The organism is Sulfobacillus thermosulfidooxidans DSM 9293, from assembly GCF_900176145.1.
GTDB lineage: Bacteria > Bacillota > Sulfobacillia > Sulfobacillales > Sulfobacillaceae > Sulfobacillus > Sulfobacillus thermosulfidooxidans.
Window position 1 is genome coordinate 1,285,539 of sequence record NZ_FWWY01000001.1, and the last position, 17,797, is coordinate 1,303,335.

At 50.2% G+C, this 17,797-nt stretch carries 17 protein-coding genes; 11 read left to right on the plus strand and 6 right to left on the minus strand.

What is annotated here, in order from left to right; translation table 11 throughout:
• The first annotated feature begins 49 nt into the window (after positions 1-49).
• Positions 50-1,480 carry an APC family permease gene (locus B8987_RS06665; protein ID WP_084661047.1) on the plus strand — a complete coding sequence of 477 codons (1,431 nt, stop codon included), beginning with the start codon at positions 50-52 and terminating at the stop codon, positions 1,478-1,480.
• Positions 1,481-1,605: 125 nt separating this feature from the next.
• Positions 1,606-2,121, plus strand: coding sequence for a hypothetical protein (locus B8987_RS06670; protein ID WP_084661048.1), 516 nt, complete (start codon positions 1,606-1,608; stop codon positions 2,119-2,121).
• 192 nt (positions 2,122-2,313) lie between these two features.
• Here the strand turns inward: B8987_RS06670 and B8987_RS06675 are convergent, their stop codons facing one another.
• A complete protein-coding gene (locus B8987_RS06675; RefSeq protein ID WP_084661049.1) occupies positions 2,314-3,072 on the minus strand; it encodes a hypothetical protein in 759 nt (252 codons plus the stop codon).
• A 148-nt stretch (positions 3,073-3,220) separates the two neighbouring features.
• On the opposite strand from B8987_RS06675, the gene B8987_RS06680 reads away from it, so the two are divergent.
• Entirely contained in the window at positions 3,221-4,474 is a 1,254-nt protein-coding gene (locus B8987_RS06680) for an IS110 family RNA-guided transposase (RefSeq protein WP_084660932.1), read from the plus strand.
• A 183-nt stretch (positions 4,475-4,657) separates the two neighbouring features.
• Here the strand turns inward: B8987_RS06680 and B8987_RS06685 are convergent, their stop codons facing one another.
• Together B8987_RS06685 and B8987_RS06690 are read right to left on the minus strand one after the other, a co-directional pair.
• Entirely contained in the window at positions 4,658-5,833 is a 1,176-nt protein-coding gene (locus B8987_RS06685) for a DUF4012 domain-containing protein (protein WP_084661050.1), read from the minus strand.
• Between the two features lie 293 nt (positions 5,834-6,126).
• Positions 6,127-7,449 (minus strand): LuxR C-terminal-related transcriptional regulator, encoded by a 1,323-nt coding sequence (locus B8987_RS06690; RefSeq protein ID WP_176213171.1) that lies wholly within the window; start codon positions 7,447-7,449, stop codon positions 6,127-6,129.
• Between the two features lie 325 nt (positions 7,450-7,774).
• On the opposite strand from B8987_RS06690, the gene B8987_RS06695 reads away from it, so the two are divergent.
• Positions 7,775-8,494, plus strand: coding sequence for a hypothetical protein (locus tag B8987_RS06695; protein ID WP_020375325.1), 720 nt, complete (start codon positions 7,775-7,777; stop codon positions 8,492-8,494).
• Between the two features lie 39 nt (positions 8,495-8,533).
• On the opposite strand, the gene B8987_RS06700 is transcribed toward B8987_RS06695, so the two are convergent.
• Genes B8987_RS06700 through B8987_RS19590 form a run of 3 tightly spaced genes read right to left on the minus strand, consistent with a single transcriptional unit; the run spans position 8,534 to position 10,008 of the window.
• Entirely contained in the window at positions 8,534-9,169 is a 636-nt protein-coding gene (locus B8987_RS06700) for a CpsD/CapB family tyrosine-protein kinase (protein WP_084661052.1), read from the minus strand.
• Positions 9,120-9,887, minus strand: coding sequence for a YveK family protein (locus B8987_RS06705; protein WP_084661053.1), 768 nt, complete (start codon positions 9,885-9,887; stop codon positions 9,120-9,122). The genes B8987_RS06700 and B8987_RS06705 overlap by 50 nt, the downstream gene beginning before the upstream one ends.
• Positions 9,865-10,008 carry a hypothetical protein gene (locus B8987_RS19590; RefSeq protein ID WP_176213172.1) on the minus strand — a complete coding sequence of 48 codons (144 nt, stop codon included), beginning with the start codon at positions 10,006-10,008 and terminating at the stop codon, positions 9,865-9,867. Before B8987_RS19590 ends, B8987_RS06705 begins: the two co-directional genes overlap by 23 nt.
• A 229-nt stretch (positions 10,009-10,237) precedes the next feature.
• Here B8987_RS19590 and B8987_RS06710 point away from each other — a divergent pair, with 229 nt between their 5' ends.
• The 7 genes from B8987_RS06710 to B8987_RS06740 all read left to right on the plus strand — a co-directional run bounded on the left by B8987_RS06710 (position 10,238) and on the right by B8987_RS06740 (position 17,796).
• Complete coding sequence (locus B8987_RS06710; protein ID WP_084661054.1) at positions 10,238-11,023, plus strand: WecB/TagA/CpsF family glycosyltransferase; 786 nt, start codon at positions 10,238-10,240, stop codon at positions 11,021-11,023.
• Positions 11,024-11,026: 3 nt separating this feature from the next.
• Positions 11,027-11,971 carry a GDP-mannose 4,6-dehydratase gene (locus B8987_RS06715; protein WP_084661055.1) on the plus strand — a complete coding sequence of 315 codons (945 nt, stop codon included), beginning with the start codon at positions 11,027-11,029 and terminating at the stop codon, positions 11,969-11,971.
• Positions 11,959-12,834, plus strand: a complete 876-nt coding sequence (locus B8987_RS06720; protein WP_084661056.1) for a dTDP-4-dehydrorhamnose reductase family protein — start codon at positions 11,959-11,961, stop codon at positions 12,832-12,834. Before B8987_RS06715 ends, B8987_RS06720 begins: the two co-directional genes overlap by 13 nt.
• A 225-nt stretch (positions 12,835-13,059) precedes the next feature.
• Entirely contained in the window at positions 13,060-14,118 is a 1,059-nt protein-coding gene (locus B8987_RS06725; protein ID WP_084661057.1) for a polysaccharide biosynthesis protein, read from the plus strand.
• Complete coding sequence (gene wecB, locus B8987_RS06730; RefSeq protein WP_084661058.1) at positions 14,115-15,200, plus strand: non-hydrolyzing UDP-N-acetylglucosamine 2-epimerase; 1,086 nt, start codon at positions 14,115-14,117, stop codon at positions 15,198-15,200. Before B8987_RS06725 ends, wecB begins: the two co-directional genes overlap by 4 nt.
• Positions 15,197-16,594 (plus strand): hypothetical protein, encoded by a 1,398-nt coding sequence (locus tag B8987_RS06735; protein ID WP_084661059.1) that lies wholly within the window; start codon positions 15,197-15,199, stop codon positions 16,592-16,594. Before wecB ends, B8987_RS06735 begins: the two co-directional genes overlap by 4 nt.
• Complete coding sequence (locus B8987_RS06740; RefSeq protein ID WP_084661060.1) at positions 16,591-17,796, plus strand: glycosyltransferase family 4 protein; 1,206 nt, start codon at positions 16,591-16,593, stop codon at positions 17,794-17,796. Before B8987_RS06735 ends, B8987_RS06740 begins: the two co-directional genes overlap by 4 nt.
• Position 17,797 lies beyond the last annotated feature (1 nt).

The window sequence follows — 17,797 nt, forward strand, 5'->3', positions numbered from 1 at the left end:
TGAATGTCTTCTTCCTATCAACAAACTAGATGAAAGGTAGGGTCCACTCATGGGATATCACAGTGATGCCTCTTCACATCAAACGCATGGCGTAATTGATTTGCGGCGCAATCACCTATCGTTTGCTGAAACCTTGGCCCAATCTATTGCCAATATTGCACCTACAGCGACACCCGCCTTGGCCATTCCACTGGTAGCCGCCAATGCGGGGAATGGTACATGGTTTGTCTATTTGGTTGCAATGGTTGGTTTGGTCCTGGTAGGTTTGAACATTAGTATGTTTGCTAAACGTTACGCTTCAGCGGGATCTATGTATACTTATCTCACCCAAAGTCTTGGATCTACGACGGGTTTTATATCGGGTTGGAGTTTGCTATCTGCCTATTTATTTACTGCGATGGCGACCCTCTTGGCTTTTGGCATCTTTGTAGAGCTGGTTCTATCCCAAATCGGAATTAAGGTGCCGACTGTGATAATTTACGCCATAGGAGCGTTGATTATCTGGTTTCTTGCATATCGTGATATTAAACTGTCATCAGTTCTAGCACTGGTTTTAGAATTTATCTCCGTCAGCATGATAAGCATTCTGGGTTTTATCGTATTAGCAGATAATGGATTTAGATTGGACCTTGCTCAATTTTCATTACATGGCGTGACTATCTCTGGTTTGGATTTAGCGATGGTTTTAGCCGTGTTTTCGTTTGTCGGGTTTGAAAGTGCGGCAACATTAGGAAAGGAATCCCGCAATCCGTTTCGAACAATTCCCAGAGCGGTCATCGTGAGCACCCTTATTGCCGGAGTGTTCTTTGCGTTGATGTCCTATATAGAAGTGCTAGGATTCGGCAATCTCTCATCTCTCACTAGTAGTTCAGCACCAATGGTCGCCTTGGCAAACAGATACCATATGAACTGGTTTGGCATATTGATAGGTATTGGTGCGTCGATTAGCTTTTTCTCATGTTCTTTAGCATCGGTCAATGCAGCCTCTCGCATTATGTTTGCAATGGGTAGAGACCGAATATTCCATGAATCCGTTGGTCTCGCGCATTCTCTCAATAATACGCCACATGTTGCGGTGACTATCTCATCAATTGTCAACTTTGCGGTGCCTACCGCTTTATTGGGAGTTAATGCCATGAATGCTTATGGATATCTGGGCACAATCGCAACCTATGGATTTCTCGTGGCTTATATTCTCATTTCGATTGCAGCACCAACTTACTTGGCGCGTAAAGGTTTATTGAAGCCACTTCATATAGTCATAGGTGTAGGGGCGATTTTGTTCATGATGATCCCCTTGGTCGGAAGTTTCTATCCCGTTCCGTCTGCGCCATATAACCTGTTTCCTTATTTTTACATTGGATATCTACTCGTTGGAGCTGCATGGTTTCGCTTCATAATAAACCGCAACCCAAGATCGACTGAACAAATTGCTGCCGATTTCGACAGTTTCGAGGATGTGATATTCGACAAAAAATAAAACAACAAGGTTTTCTGATTATTCTTAGCATAAGGAATGGAAGACCAGGATTTTCCTGGTTTTCCTTCCTCATAGATTCCATAAATAGTGGAGAAATGGCACAGAATCGAAGAAGGAGATTGATTATGGATCAACTATATCAAAGCACGGGATGGGGTTGCGCATGGGGAGGAATTATTGGGGGTGTTCTTGGAGCTAGCGGAGATCTCGTGATGGGAACATCGGGAGTCTTAGCTTTTTTACTGTCTATGGTCGGTTCTGCAGTAGGGGCGTATCTAGGGTTTTATAGGGGGCGCAAAGATGTTGACGAATTGATTCCTCGAACAAACTTTCCTCTTGAAATCGTCAAAATTAGAAAGCAACATGGGGCAATGTGGGCTTTGATGGGTGCAATGGTTGGAGGTGCGGTTGGGTCCATCGCTTCAGGGGGACTTGTTACCTTTACGTGGCTAATGTTTTTAAGTGCTTCGTGGGCAACGATGAACTTTATGCTCTTAAGCAATATTATCATGGGAGCAGGAATGGGTGGTATGGTTGGTGGTGTGGGGGGAGCCTGGATCGCAGCGCTTATGTCGGGATTTATTGAAAAGAAAAAAAGTCGTATTCGCTTAATTAGCAGGAAACGGTCTGAATTTATGTAAACGTAGATTAAACACATACCGTGGCCAAGAGTCATGATAATTCATGGCTGTATTTCGAGGTGCAAAAGGTCAATCATACATGAAAGCAATTTGTTCCTTAATACAGAGTCATGTCTGTGCGAACACGGTATATACGCCGCGCACGCAATTTATGGTCGTTTTCATGTTGTCTTGTAATTAACAAAACTACCGCTAAGTACCATTTAAAACTAAAGGGATCTCCGTGTCTTCACGCAATGTGACGGAACGGTGAAAGGAGCCAAAGGAGATATGATAGGGTTCGACACGAATGCCGGGTTGTTTTTGAATCCATAGAGAGGTCATCGGCAAGGTCTTTGGCAAGAGGTACGTGAAGGTCATGCTGCCTCGCCGAGCAGGTTGACTTAGGGATGTGCGTCCGGGTAAGGAGATGTGACGGCCAAAGACGGTCTTGTTCACGGTCAGGTTATTGTAATCAAAAATGGGACCATTGCCCGCTGTAATGGAAATGAGCTGCGATCCCAAGGGAACATAGACTCTCACATAGGCTTGATAGGGTACGACTAACCACCCGTTATCTAAAGCGGGGTTATACCAGGTGATCGTATCCGTTTGGACATAGCGGTCGTGCTGTCGAATAATGCGGACATCGACCACTTCATGCATGAAAAAATTGTCTTTATGCCCGCCTAAATTCATATCAACCACTTCGAGATAATCACTAGGCACATGAGGGCGAATGCGTCCCGCCCAGTGATAGTGAACGGCTAATTCTTCGGACTTGGTATTCGCAAACCATAAGAGCAAATATTTGCGCTGTAATCCGTGATAAAGGGTGTCCAGAATGTGAACCAGGGCGCTGCCCCGTGCTTTGAGAGCTTGAGTGAGGAGTTCTTGCATCATCACCCCAATAAAAGCCTTGCGGGTCGCCTGGGGGAGATGTGAATGCTCGGCAATCGTCTCCATGGTCATATTGGCATTTTGCCAGGTTATGGTCAGATGATGATACGAGAATCCTGTAATAAAGTGTCCGGGGCGTATTTAGGGATTGAGTAAAGAATGGCCCCTCTGATAGGGTTGGAGTAGCGAACAACAACCAAATTCAGGGGGGCACAGTTCAATGGCTAAGCACAGTGTAGAGCAGAGCGACGGAAGAAAGCAAGGACTGGGGGTGGGCGGCATCGACGTGGCGAAGGACTGGCATTATGTGCAATGGCTGGACACGAACGGGCGGCCTGTCGGTAAAGCCTTTCGGTTCGCCAATACCCGTGCGGGATTTGAGGCGATGTGGGAGCGGCGGCCGTCCGAGGAGGTCCGCGTTGGCATGGAGTCCACCGGGCACTATTGGGTTGGGTTGGCCCATTGGCTCCGTGCGCACGGCGCGGAGGTGGTGCTGGTGCAGCCGGCTCACGTCCATCGACTCAAGGAATTGGATGACAATACCCCGACCAAGACCGACGCCAAGGATGCCCGGGTTATCGCCCGACTCGTCTATGATGGCCGGTGGTTCCGGTGGGAGCCGCGCGGCGGCGCGCTGGCCCAGCTGGCCACGTTGGCGGTGACGCGTCGGCAGCACCACCAGGACGTCATGCGATGGCGAGCGCGCATTGCCGGCTGGATCCATCAATACTTTCCGGAATTCTTCACGGTCTTCAAGGCGTGGGATGGGAAAGCGGCGCTGACGACGCTGGATACGCTCCCGACGCCGGACTTGGTGTTAGCGCAGTCCGTGGATGCGATAGCGGACCAGTTTAAGGCCGCCACCACACATCGCGTCGGCGCTAAACGCGCCCACGCCTTGCACCAGGCCGCCGTGGACTCCATTGGGATTCCCGTAGGCCGGGCGACTGCGCGTCTCCAACTCGCCTCCTATCTTCGGAGTTGGCGCGCGGCGCTCGCCGCGCAAACGGCCATTGAAGCCGCGCAAGCCGCCATTTTAGAGGACTGGACTCCTGCTCAGCCGTTATTCAGCATTCCGGGATTCGGGCCCCAGGTCATTGCCACGGTGTTGGGCGAGTTGGGGGACTTGTCCCGATTCGCCGATGCGCGCCAAGCGCAGAAAATGGCGGGACTCAATCTCACCCAAACCAGCTCGGGACACCGCCAAGGCCCAACGCATATTGCCAAACGGGGACGTCCCGCCGCGCGTGCCGTGCTGTATCAGGCCGCGTGCGTCGCGGTGGCCAAGGATCCCCAGTGGAAGGCCTGGTATCAGTCGCTCACCCGACGGGCGGCGCATCCGCTCGCCCCGAAAGCCGCCATGGTGGCGGTCGCGACGAAGCTCCTCCGGGTGGCCTGGGCGTGCATGAAGCACGGACAGGCGTATGATGCGGCGCGACTGTTCCCCCTGGGGGAGGTGTCGACCGCCGCGTAACGATGGAGGGGCTTCGGTTCTGTCTCGGGCGTGGGAAGTCGTCTCCCTCCTGTTGGGCTTTCACTCGGTGAAATGACCCCGTATACGAGTCCGGCTCCCACGTCATTACTACCGCACGTCAAGCTGAACGAAGGATTGGTCGGGCATAGACCCTGTGAGACATGGTAGGGTTCGCTAACGTGGTCACGGTAATGAAAGACCGTTCGAGAGGGAACCGAAGCGAAATCCCTTGAAAGATTGTGAAAGGGTTAGGAAACAGGACAAAACATTGAGGTAGGCAGGTAACCGAAGCGGTCCCATGACTTTGAGCAGATCATCGACGAGCCAGGTATTCACGAAAATCATCCCATTAATATGCGGAGCTCCCTTAATGGACGAATAAAATCGCTGGATATAGCCTACGGTTGTGGGGAGGTTAGGTGATATATTCGCATCGCGCAGGTGCCAGTGCTGAGTATAGACATAATGTAAGATGGATGGGGCTAAGGGACGGTAAGTGACCTGATTTTGTAACGAATAAATGTTATGGGAAGCTCCTATCTGAATCTGCCCATCTTTGACTGTAATCACACTATATGCCGTGATAAAACCCCCGGTGGGTCGCAGTTCCCCGCTGTTTTGAAATAACACTAAATAGGTTTGGGACAGAGGAATGCCAAGAATCTGCTGCAATACTTGGCTAGAGTGGGTCAAAACGGGGATGGCAGCCACGACTTGGTCAAAAACATGGCTGGTTGACCTAAGCTGGGATAGAGTGTGTGGGCTCAATATCCCTTCAAATGCGCTCCAGTTCACATGTTTTAATGCGGTAGCCGCCTGTTGCCAGTGGGGTTGGGAACGGATCAGAGCGGGTGACAGCATTTTTATTGCCTGAATCATGGACTCTAGAGGTGAGGAATGCAAATGCCTGGGACTGTCCGCAAATTGAGATGGGCGGGAGGGAAAGTCAAGGGCCCGGCTGCTTAACTCAATGGCTGGGGACATTTCGGATAACGCTTGGCTGATATTTTGTGTGGCTATTTGGAGATCGACAAGATTTTGATAGGGTATCTGTACAGAGGGAAGAAAATGGGCATAGGCTGTGAAGATCAGTGCCCGTTTAAGATGCACGCTGCTCTCTGAAAGGTCGCGTAGCGCTTGGGGGAATTGGCGCAGCTGGTGATGCCTCAGATCGGTACGGATAATCTGTTGGGCCATACGAAGTTGCTGGTAACCTTGAGAAGCTTGATACAGGGGAACACCGATACCAAAGCTTAAGGCTGCCAAAAACATGACCAAAATTCCCAGGCGCAACCAGCGTTTCAATCTGCGGCGCTTATTATGTCGAGATTGATGGGACTGTAATGGCTGCGGTTTCATCGTCCGTCCCCTTTTTCTTCAAAATCCTGCAGAAGTCACAAATGATCCAATTCCCGTTAAGCATGGGTTCAAGAGCAAGTCTCGCTCCCCTGCTTTCATCATTTTGGGCAAGCTCTCAACACCATGACGTGGGAATGTGGGTGCTGAGGTGTGCCGACCCTCTTATCAGGAAGGATGCGCCAAAGTCTTAGGGGATCCCAGAATCTTTTAAGGGGATCTGTTACAGGTCTTTGAGGCCTTTTTGAAAGGGTAAGGGAACATATCACCCTTTTCTCGTCACAAAGAGCTGAGGGTCAAGAGGTTATCACCGTTGGGGGATTCGTTCCTCCGTGTTTATAGCGGGCAACAAGTTCCCTGCGGTTGGCGGTATCGGTTTTGCGGTAAATATTGCGTAAATGCGTCTTTAAAGTATTAATCGATATATAGAGTTCATGGGTAATTTCTTTATTGGACAACCCCTCTAGCAGCAACTGGGTAATCTTTTTTTCTTGCGGGGTTAAACAACATTGACGTAACCACTCTTCAGCCCGGTGTTGATGCTCATCGTTTCTTTCTTCATCATCTAAAGGAGAAAAAGGGGAAGAGATAGGCAGCGTCTTTGGGGATTCTTCTTGGTGCCTGGCTGTAGACCATGATAACGGAAGGATACTCATAAATAATAGGGTTAAGATGACCTGGGGCAAAATACGAGGATTGATCCACCAAGCCGCGGTATAGGAAGTGCCTAAGAGGATGACCCTAGCCAGATTCATGCCAGCTGGGATTCGTAAAAAAGGACTCTCGCTGCCTTCCCATCCCATCAGGAAAGCCCACAGGGTGCCAGCCAAAAGAAGAAGAAGCAGCCATGGCCTTATGTCGGCATGCCAAATGAGCACAAAGCCCATGGTCGAAATAGCGAGATAGGCGACTAATGGGGAGCGAAGAAGCGATGGAGGATAAGGCCACCCTAAGATGCCCACGATCACAAGAGGTAAAGAAATGGCCTGCATCACCCAAGGGATATAGGGTTCTTTTAAGAATAAGCCCAAGGCAATGGTCATGAGCCAAGGACTCATCCTGTCCGAATGAGGTATGGTCAGAAGAGATGTTTCCATCTGAAACTTTCCGGATTTTTCTTCCTGGCCGGGAGGGTAAAACACAAGAAAGCCATAAGTCAAGCCCGTTCCTGCCATGAGTATGGGTGTGAGATGTGTTAACCGGTGTAAAAATGCGGTTAATGACAAAGAACCGATGACCGTGCTAAAACTCCATAAAGGTGACCTCGATGCGTATTGGCTGGAATAAACTGCAAAACGGTGCCATAAAGGTAACAGACTTACGACAATCCAAAGAATTTGAACGGCCTGAGGTGCCTCGTACAGAATGAGCACCGATATGCTGAGGTATCCAAGCATTAGGGTGCCAGGATGCCACCGCTTTAGACGGGAAGACATTGGTGAGGAGCGCAAGAGAACGAAGTACCCCATAAGAGCTATGAACATCACGCCTGAAATCCAGGACCCTTGGTTATTCCTGTCGAGAACGAAGATGCCCATGACGGCGATGGACCAGATGAATACCGCCAACCTCATGACGCTTTGGGTCATCTGGCTTGAGACCATAAAGGTTTTGAACACCGAAGATCGCACCTCCTGATCTACGTTTTGAAATCTCAAGCTCATTAAACCGTCTTTGGCCTGGGCAAACCAGTTGGTTTACCCATGATGGTCCTAGGGGCTACTCCCTGTATCTGGACGGGAATAGCTCCTAGGTATTCGTGCCGGGTGAGAGGAAAGCCAGAAGGGCATAGGGACATCAACAGCTTATTTCATCCCCTTTTTCATCCTCTATGGGTGATGGTCTTAGAGCTTGGCATGATGCTAGCCTCAAGAATAATGACAATCATATGGCGCCCTGGTTAAGAACAGCATGACCGATGGGGGAAGAAAGGTAGAGACCAAGATGAATGTGTCCTGGCCCGTATTACTAACCGCAACCATTGCACCCGCTCCCTTACCTTATTTAAAGATGGTTGATCCGGAAGAAAGGTGGTATCAATACCAACATGCTTTGATGTTTTGGCTGCAAAGACCGAAGGTGCAGCAAATCGTATTTTGTGATAATAGTGGCTATCACGCGGATTTTTCCCCCTTTTATCACTGGGCCGAAAAGCATCATAAGACGCTTGAAGTCTTAAGCTATGCGGGCAACGATCACGCACTCATCAAAGGACGCGGATTTGGTGAAGGGGAATTGATGCGTCATGCGCTTTACACCTCGCAAATTTTAACTCGGGCTCCTGGCTTCTTTAAAGTGACAGGGCGATTAATCGTGGAAAATTTCGACCAGTTAGAGGCGTTAACAACGCATCAACCTGTGGTAATGTCACGGCGTTCACTTAGGCGACAAGGATGGGCTGATACCCGCTTTTTTAAGATGGATCGATCTTTTTATTGCCAGTATTTAATCGATGTGCACGAGAAGGCCGAGCGTGATGACTGGATTTTAGGCGAAGCCTATGCCAAAGTCCTAGCGCCCTTTAGAATTCCTTCGTTTCCGAGGTCCTTGCGCATTCACGGGATAGCGGGCAATGGCGCCACTTACGACGACAAGATGTGGCGTTATATGCTGAAGTCTTTATGCGCCCAAGCCGGACTCTACCGTATCCGGGCTACGTCGTAACGTCGGATGACAATCATATAAAGCCAGGGATAATCTGTCTTACTCTGAAAACTGGGTAAGAATACTCCCAATCACCGGGGCATGGGCTTGTTGTAATGCGTGAATGGCCTTGAGGTGTACGGACCGGGGATGAGTTCCCGAGGGAATGATGAGCAAGACGCCATCAACGAGGGCTGAGAGGATGAGGGTATCCGCAGAATCTAAAACCGGTGGAGCATCAATCAAAATCAAATCATATCGGCGTTTTAAGGCGGTGAAAAGTTCGTTGATTAGCAATGGTTCAAACAATTCCGCGGCATTCGCCGATAACGGACCACTAGGTAAGAGCCAGACATTGGGGATGGGAGTGTCCATAATCACGGCATCCCACCCGGTACTTTGTGTGCCTTGAGCAAGAATCGTCGTGAGACCCTGGACATTTAAGATCCGAAAGTTGCGGTGTAATTGCGGATGCTTGAAACAGGCATCGATCAGTAGCACACGGTAGCCGCTATGGGCTAATAGAACCGCCAGATTACTGAGGGCAGTTGTGGTCCCGGATTCGCGTTCGGCGCTGGTCAACAACAAGGTTTTAGGCTCTTGATGCATCCAAAACATCACGTGGGCTTTGAGATGGAGATATTGATCAAGGGCTTTGGCGACGTTCGGGCGCGGATGAGAGAGAATTTTTGGCATCGATGCGGGCCTCCTTCAAAGAGATTGAGGGGGATTGGTGAGATACCATATCCTCTGGAAAGATAATTGGATGATTTTTAATCCACTTCGGTTTAAGCCGAGGAATCATTGCCCAAACCGGTAGGTGAAGCCACTGTTGAATATCCTCTTCGGTTTGCAAACTGGTATCAAAGTGCTCCCTGAGCACGGCGAGAAAAATCGCTCCCATGGCAGACAACAGAAACGCGAGCAGTTCTATTTTTTTCATATCGGGAAATGATGGTTGCGTAGCGATTGCCGCCGGTGAGGAAAGTTGCAATTCGGACGATCCGGTCAGCTCAGTGGCGGCGTTCATTGTCGCCAAAGCCACCTGGGTGGCTTCTTCTGAAGCCAGCACGGCACTGGGAGCGGTCGCTTGGATGGTGATAAGATCGGTATTGGTAATCGCGCTGACTTTGGTGTGAGACTCCAGTGCGGCGGCGGATATATGGTCCGCTAAGGCCTCAGCGGCGGTATTCCACACCCGGTTAGACGTCGCTAAGTCCGCGTAGGTTTGGGTCAGCTGTAAGGCTGATATTAAAGAATTCGCATTGTGCGAGGGAATGACTAATAACGTGGCGGTACTCGTATAAGACTTGTGTAGCACAAAATGCGCGATACCAAAGGCCATGCTACTGGTTAAGACGACAAGACTGACACTGATCCCCATATGACGTTTAATTCGCCGAGATAGCTTCATGATATTCCTCACTTTCCCGTCTCTTTCGCATCTGCTCTTTCAGCCAAAATTGTTTGAGCATTTCTGCCATTGCGCATTTTTCACAAACGATTAGCTCTAGGCTATCTGCTTGTGCGATCACAAGGAATCCTCCCTCTAGGGTGAAATCCTTGCGGTCTTAAGGGATTACGCCCTTAACGGGTGAAATCGGGTTTTCACCCGTTAAGGGCGATAGTCGTGACCCAGATCTTTTTGAATAATCAGGAACAACTCTAAGGCCATGACGACAAAAAGAGGGAAGAACGTCATGAAAGAGTTCGGTCAGAACAATGGCTAAGAGTTGAATATGCGTAACAAGCGAGGTGATAACAGTGCGCCAACGGGTTTTAGGATGTCCCGTCGATGACTTCGATTTGACCGAATTGTTAGATCATGTGCGGGAGTATATGGCTCAAGGCGTTAAACAATGGTATACCTCCATCAATGTGGCCAATTGGTACGCCTATACGCATTTTCCTGATGTGGCCGCGTTATTTGATAAGGCCACCTTTATTACCGCTGATGGCTGGCCTATTGCCTGGGCCAGTCGTGTCATTCACCATGCTCCCGTTCCCCGCATTCCGGCGATGAACTTTCTTGAGGCCTTATTATCGGAACCGTGGACAACGCCCCTCAGTGTGTTTCTCCTCGGTGGAAAACCGGGAATTGCTGAACAAGCCGGTGAGCATCTCACTAAACAATATGCCCATATTCGGGTCGTCGGTCATTTTCATGGTTACTTCGATTCGGTGCAGGAAGAAGACAAAGCCTTGCAAGCGATCCAGAAGACCCAGCCTACGGTTCTGATTTTGGGGATGGGGACACCTTATGAGCAAGCGTGGCTCTCGCGTCACTTCGCAGAGATTCCTTCAGTATTGGCGGTGGGCATTGGCGGTGGTATGGATATTTTGGCGGGCATTAAAAAACGCGCGCCCGAATGGATGCAGAACAGCGGAATGGAATGGCTATACCGCTTAATCCAAGAACCCCGTCGGTTGTCGGGGCGTTATGTCAAAACCACATCGTCCTTTGCCTGGCATGTCTTCCGGGTCTTCTGGCCATTACCCTCGTTATCCTCTCACCGGGCGAATTCGTATTCGGAGAAAAAAGGAGCGTAAGCCATGCATGTCTTAGTGACTGGAGGGGCAGGATTCATCGGTGCCAATCTCGTGCGTGAGGCGCTGGAACAAGGACATGAGGTCTGTGTTATTGATAACTTGTCCTCCGGATATATCGAGAATTTACAGGAAGTGCAACATGATGTCCGCTTCGTGGAAGGCGATATCCGCAATGCGGATTTGCTGGCACAGATTGTCTGTGGGATGGACATTATCTATCACATGGCGGCATCGGTCGGTAACCAGCGCAGCATCGATAATCCTTACGGAGATGCCGACATTAACCTCATGGGAACCATTCGGATTTTGGAAGCGGCTCGTATGGCCGGAGTCAAAAAAGTGGTCTTGGCATCGTCAGCGGGGATCTTAGGAGAGCCCGCGGAACTTCCCGTCACCGAGACACACGCTAAAAATCCTGATTCGCCCTATGGGGTGAGTAAAATGGCGGCGGAAGCTATGGCCCTTGTCTATGAGCAAATCTATGAACTGCCCACGGTGGCGCTGCGGTATTTTAATGCCTACGGTCCTTTGCAACGCTATGACGCTTATGGCAATGTCATTCCCATCTTTGCCCGCCGGATTTTACGTCATGAACCCTTAAATATTTTTGGGGACGGGGAACAGACCCGCGATTTCATTCACGTTGCCGATCTGGTTAAGGTCACTTTGAAGGCCGGTACTCTGGATCATGCCCGCGGAATTTATCACATTGGCAGTGGACAGGCGGTGAGCATCAATACGTTAGTCCAGCTGATGGAGCAAATCTTTTATCAAGAGGTGAGGGTGCGGTATTTGCCCCCACGGCCGGGTGATGTAAGACATTCGCTAGCAGGGATCAGCCGGGCTGTCACCGATCTCGGCTACCAGGTGAGCTATTCGCTGGAGGAGGGTCTTAAAGATTATCGGGACTGGTTACTCGAGGAGGCATTTGGCGCATGCGGGTCATGATCTTTGGCCCCACAGGCATGTTGGGCCATCAACTGCTCAAAGAAGCGATTAACCGCGATTATCAAATCTGGGCCCTATCGCGTTCCAAGCCCGTCTCCAGCTTTGTGGCTGAAGCCCTAAGCCATGTCAATGTGCAGTGGATCACACCCGTTGATGCTATTAAGCATCGTGATGTCATTGATGAATGGATAGGCGAGATTCATCCCGATGTGATGGTGAATGCTGCGGGACTGGTGAAACAAGCGCCAGGCGGGGAGGACATGGCCGAGCTCTTGCCCATTAATGCGCTCTTTCCTCGGGCTCTTCAGATTATGGCATTGAAGTGGAAGACCAAATTGATTCACGTCAGTTCTGACTGTGTGTTTGATGGGCAACGGGGATTTTATCACGAAAAAGATGTCCCCAATGCGCACGATGCTTACGGCCAGTCTAAAATTTTGGGCGAAGTGCTAGGTCCCTATTGTCTCACGTTACGGACATCCATTGTGGGACCGGAACTGTCCACCAAGCGAGGACTTTATGAATGGTTTCGGCACCAGGCTCCCGGGCGGGTCTATGGCTTTACCCAGTCCATTTTTTCCGGTGTGAGTACCGTCTATCTCGCCAATCTGATCTGGGACGTGGCGGAACAATATCCCCATTTAGAAGGGCTCTTTCATGTCGCCACGGAACCGATTAGCAAATATGATTTGCTGGTGCTGATTCGCGATACGCTGAATCTCAAGATTCGCATTATCCCGGATTCCAGCGTTTTTTGCAATCGTTCCTTGAATCCGAGAAAGTTTTTCGAAGCCACCGGCATTATGCCCCCACCGTGGCAAGAAATGGTTTATGACTTAGCCCGCTCATCTCTTATCCGTTAGCCAAGGATTTTCTTCTGGGCCTAAATGATTGGATCTTGTGTGATTCACATCATGGCGATAAAACACCGAGCCAAAGACAAGATTTCACCGTTTAGGACATACAGCGAAGATGTTTTGCTGACAGCAGATGCCAGAAAAAATCCTGCGATGCTTTTGAGTTTTACTGACAAGCCCGGATGAACCTGATTCAGAGGAACTGTATCAACAAACAAGGAGGAAGAGACCATGGAGGATTTAACAGGAGCCCGGGTTCTGGTGACCGGAGGAACCGGATCATTAGGCCACGCGATTGTGCGCAGACTCATGGCAGGAGACTGGGGACTGCCCCAGTATGTGACCATATTTTCGCGGGATGAAGCCAAGCAGCATTATATGCGGCTTTGGTATGCCAAGCGCCTTAAAGCCACCGATGACATTGTTTATGAACAGCACGAAGAACGCCCTCCCTTGCGATTTATCATTGGTGATGTGCGCGATTACCGGGCCTTATCACGGGCCGTCCCAGGCCATGACGTCATTATTCATGCGGCTGCGATGAAACAAGTGCCGATTTGTGAATATTTTCCTGCGGAAGCGGTCGCCACCAATGTGGATGGCACCAAAAATTTGGTTCGTGCGGTTCATGAACATGGCCACGATGTGAAAGTGGTCGTGGGCATTTCCACAGATAAGGCGTGTAAACCCGTTAATGTCTTAGGGATGACCAAAGGGATTATGGAGCGCATTTTAACAGAGGCGAACTTGCTGCCGGGTTCCACGCGTTATATTAGTGTGCGGTACGGGAATGTGGTGGCCTCACGGGGATCGGTGGTGCCGTTATTGCAATCCCAGATTATGCGGGGAGGTCCTGTGACTATTACCACGCCGGATATGACGCGCTTTTTGCTGAGCCTGGATCAAGCCGTAGATGTGGTCTTTGAAGCGCTCCATCACGCAGGTCCCGGTGAGTGTTATATTCCCCGAGTACCCTCCGCCAAAATTGTGGATGTGGCCAAGGCGCTGATTGGCGATCAGGATATCCCCATGATCTTTACCGGGATTCGGCCTGGAGAAAAAATCCATGAAATTTTGGTATCAGAAGAAGAACGATACCGGACTATTGAGCGAGGCAACTATTACGTGATTCGGCCCATGCTGCCGGAATTAACCGAAGATGACCTAGGTTCTTGTGGATTACCCCGGGCCTATTCCTCGGAACACACCTCACTGAATGTCGAGGAATTAACACGTTTGCTCCAGGAATTTGTGGCGCGTGAAAAAGAATTGGATGACATGTTGGCATGAAAATCCTCACCGTTCTGGGAACGCGGCCCGAAATTATTCGACTCAGCTGTATCATTCGGCAGATCGATGAATATGCTGACCAGATTTTAGTGTTTACCGGGCAGAATTTTGAACCGGGTCTGGGCCGTGCATTTTTCGATGAATTAAAACTCCGCCCTCCCGACGAATCCTGGGGGATTCGTTCGGTCAGTGCCCATGCCCAAATCGCAAGGATGTATGAACAGATGGGCGAGACGTTGGCCCGCGTGAACCCCGATCGGGTGTTGATCTTAGGAGATACCAATAGTGGGCTCACCGCGCTCATGGCAGCCCGCAACCAGATTCCGGTTTATCATTTGGAAGCGGGAAACCGTGCTTATGATCTTCGGGTCCCCGAAGAAGTGAACCGCCGGGTGATTGATCATGTCAGCCGGGTCCTCATGCCCTATACCTACCGCAGTCAAGAGAATCTGGTCAAGGAAGGAATCGAACGGCAACGAATTGTGGTGGTGGGGAATCCCATCTATGAAGTCATGCAGTGCTATCACGCCTTAATCGTCGGTTCTCATGCCTTAAATGAATTCGGGGTACATCCTTCTCAGTATTTTTTGGCGACTCTCCACCGGGCCGAAACCGTGGATAATCCTAGGCTTTTACGCCAGGTCATTTCAGCTTTATTTCAAGTGGTGGATACTTGGGAATTGCCCTTGGTGTTAAGTTTGCACCCGAGAACTCGCGCTAGGCTTCAGGAGCTGGGGTTGTCATTGCAGCGCGAGGGCATTATCGTGACCGACCCTTTAAGTTTTGGGGATTTTGTGCGACTCGAACAAGATGCGCGCATGGTACTGACCGATAGCGGTACGGTGCAGGAGGAGTGTGCGATCTTGCGTGTGCCCAATATTACCTTGCGGCACGTCACGGAAAGGCCTGAGACCTTAGAATGTGGCAGCAACATTTTGGCGGGGACCGAGTCTTCGAGTATTCTCCGGGCAGCGCGCCTGGCTCTTTCGCCCGCTCGGAGCAACTGGACACCGCCTCCAGAATATCTCATTCCCGATGTCTCCCATATTGTCAGTGGCGTGCTTTTAGGAGAAGCCTTATGAGGACAGATGCGATGGACAAGCCGTGGGATTTGCTGGGAAATACTCTGAAAATGGCCACCTTTGCCCTCATCTTGGCCGCTTTGGCCGTGAGTCGAAATCATCTCATTATCTGGGGCAGTGTTGGCGTGTTGGGACTGTTGATTGTGCTGGTTTTGTTTAGCCATTATGGGGAGAAAGTACCCATGCTGATTTTTTTCCTGTTTATGGCTTTAACCATTTTATTTAACCGTTCTTTTTCCCATATGGCTTTACCCAAACCGCCCTTTTACGTCACGGAGATGACCATGGCACTTCTCACCGTCATGCTCTGGTATAAAGGGCAATTGGTTATTCCAAGGGCCATGCGCCCCTGGCTTCTTTGGGTCGGGGCAGTGATGATGATTGGCCTCATATTTAATGGGCCCCGCTTTGGATGGCTGGCGGTGATCCGTGATAGTGCCGAGCTGTACTATATTTGGTTTGTTCCCCTCAGTTATTCCCTTTACCGCTTAGCCCTGCCGCTGTTAAGCCGCAGAACCGTAGAATGGGGTTTGGCGACAGCCTTATGGTTGGTGCCTTTGGTCTATTTAGCCACCGCTTCTATCCAGCTGCCTTCAACGGCGGAGAGTGTTTCCGCCATGCTTATTTTGACCCTCTTTATTTGGGAATGGCATGATGTCCCCCCTGCCATGATATGGCCTGCTTTAATCCTTAATATGGTCAGTCTCATGCGCTGGGGCGCGAGGGGGCCTTGGGTGGGGTTTGGCTTTGCGGTCATGGTGCTCCTCATCCTTGCCCCAAAAGTCAAAGGTCAATTTCTCGCACGTCTAAAACTTGAAACCATGGTCAGTGTCGGCGTGTGCTTATGGCTACTTGGGGTACTGTGGCTGGTTGATCAACCCTTACTCGCCCATATCCTTCAAGATCTCAAAAGCTTAACCACGTTTCATGGGCATTATAGTCAAATTGCGAATAACCGCTGGCGGCTCATCATTTGGGAAGAAGCGGCCAAACAAATACTGTCCAATCCCTATGCCATTCGGGTGGGGCAGCCTTGGATTCCAGAAAAATTGGTGAGTCTCGGTTATGGGGGTTGGAATGCCACTCAAGGCTTTGCCCAAAATACCGTCGCCTTGTCCAATTCCTATTTGCAAATGATGCAGTGGTACGGCATTTGGGCCATCATCCCGGTGGGAATGATTGTCTATCACAGCCTAAAGCGCCTGTTCCAAGTTCGCCCATTAGGACCGAATCAGGTCCTCATCAGCACATTCTTAGCCATTTGGGCGGTGGTCACCGGGGTAGAAGTGGTGCTCGAAGGCCCCTATATGTCGGCGATTGTCTGGAGTGTGATGGGCTTGGCCTGGTATTTTCCTCAGTGGCACTCTGTTCACAAAAAGGAGGGGGCAGCATGAAGGTCATTTTGGTGGGCCCTTTGCCTCCACCCTATTCAGGACCGGAAATGGTCACCCAAACCTTGCTTGAAACCGATAAACCCCTTGGCCAGTATATTCATGTCAATATCTCCTCCCCCAGTAATGCCACGAAAGGCCACTGGAGTATCGCCGCATTATGGCGGGTCTTGCGACAGACGAGCTTGTTTGCCTGGGTCCTATGGACCCAGCGCAAACAGAGTCACATTGTACATCTTCCTTTATCGCAATCCACGACCGGTACCCTGCGTGATGTATTGTTTATTCGCCTGGCCAAGGGCTTTGGCTACCTGGTTGTGGGGCAATTTCATGGCGGTGACTTTTTACGGTTTTACTGGGCGTCACGATTTCAAAAACTGATTGCCAGGGCCCTGGCCCAACTCGATTGCTTATTGGTTTTTGATTCGTCTTTATTTAAACAGTTTCCTTTTGTGAAACGGGAAATCTTACAAGTACTCGTCAATCCTGTGCCCATGAAGTGGGTGAAACACTGGTCCTCTTTACGCACTGTGCCAAGGCCGTCATCTAGGACTCTCGTGATTTTGTTTATGAGCCACCTCTCGGTAGCCAAGGGACTTGTCGATTTGATTGAGGCCCTTTCACGGCTACCGTCAAAAGAGCAGTGGGAACTCAACTTGGCTGGTGAAATTTTGGACGAGGAACGCAATGTGTTGTGGACAGGCCGCGATATGAATAAGGGCTGGGATAAAGCCCAAGCGATCATTCACCGCCATCACTTGGCCGAGCGCATTCATTATCACGGGGTGGTGACAGGTGAGGATAAAGTGCGCTTGTTCCAACACAGTCATGTCCTCGTGCTTCCTTCCTATTCGGAGGGCCTTCCCATCGTGATTTTAGAGGCCATGTATGCCGGATTGGCGGTGATTGCGAGCGACGTCGGGGCCATTTCGTCGGTGGTGCCCCGCTCATTTTTGCACAAACCTGGGGATGTGAACAAGCTTGCTGACCTCCTAAGGGAGATGACGGTAGAAAAGGCCCAGAACATTGGGCAAAACAACCGCCAAATCGTGGAGCAGGGCTATTTACCCGAACAGGTGATGTCCCAGCTGCAGCGCATTTATCACAATTTATATCCCCCACGTAATTATCGCTCACCCAAGGGCTTACGGGTTGTAAGACCCCATAGAATGGCGCCAGGCAAACCATTTCCGAGGAGGAGTTAAT

What these genes read in the sequence shown, in the direction of transcription:
- B8987_RS06720 (WP_084661056.1), top strand. Translation starts at nt 11,959, where the DNA reads ATGCGGGTCATGATCTTTGGCCCCACAGGCATGTTGGGCCATCAACTG.
- B8987_RS06725 (WP_084661057.1), top strand. Translation starts at nt 13,060, where the DNA reads ATGGAGGATTTAACAGGAGCCCGGGTTCTGGTGACCGGAGGAACCGGA.
- B8987_RS06695 (WP_020375325.1), top strand. Translation starts at nt 7,775, where the DNA reads ATGAATGTGTCCTGGCCCGTATTACTAACCGCAACCATTGCACCCGCT.
- B8987_RS06670 (WP_084661048.1), top strand. Translation starts at nt 1,606, where the DNA reads ATGGATCAACTATATCAAAGCACGGGATGGGGTTGCGCATGGGGAGGA.
- B8987_RS06700 (WP_084661052.1), bottom strand. Translation starts at nt 9,169, where the DNA reads ATGCCAAAAATTCTCTCTCATCCGCGCCCGAACGTCGCCAAAGCCCTT.
- B8987_RS06705 (WP_084661053.1), bottom strand. Translation starts at nt 9,887, where the DNA reads ATGAAGCTATCTCGGCGAATTAAACGTCATATGGGGATCAGTGTCAGT.
- B8987_RS06680 (WP_084660932.1), top strand. Translation starts at nt 3,221, where the DNA reads ATGGCTAAGCACAGTGTAGAGCAGAGCGACGGAAGAAAGCAAGGACTG.
- B8987_RS06735 (WP_084661059.1), top strand. Translation starts at nt 15,197, where the DNA reads ATGAGGACAGATGCGATGGACAAGCCGTGGGATTTGCTGGGAAATACT.
- B8987_RS06665 (WP_084661047.1), top strand. Translation starts at nt 50, where the DNA reads ATGGGATATCACAGTGATGCCTCTTCACATCAAACGCATGGCGTAATT.
- B8987_RS06715 (WP_084661055.1), top strand. Translation starts at nt 11,027, where the DNA reads ATGCATGTCTTAGTGACTGGAGGGGCAGGATTCATCGGTGCCAATCTC.
- B8987_RS06675 (WP_084661049.1), bottom strand. Translation starts at nt 3,072, where the DNA reads ATGACCATGGAGACGATTGCCGAGCATTCACATCTCCCCCAGGCGACC.
- B8987_RS06685 (WP_084661050.1), bottom strand. Translation starts at nt 5,833, where the DNA reads ATGAAACCGCAGCCATTACAGTCCCATCAATCTCGACATAATAAGCGC.
- wecB (WP_084661058.1), top strand. Translation starts at nt 14,115, where the DNA reads ATGAAAATCCTCACCGTTCTGGGAACGCGGCCCGAAATTATTCGACTC.
- B8987_RS06740 (WP_084661060.1), top strand. Translation starts at nt 16,591, where the DNA reads ATGAAGGTCATTTTGGTGGGCCCTTTGCCTCCACCCTATTCAGGACCG.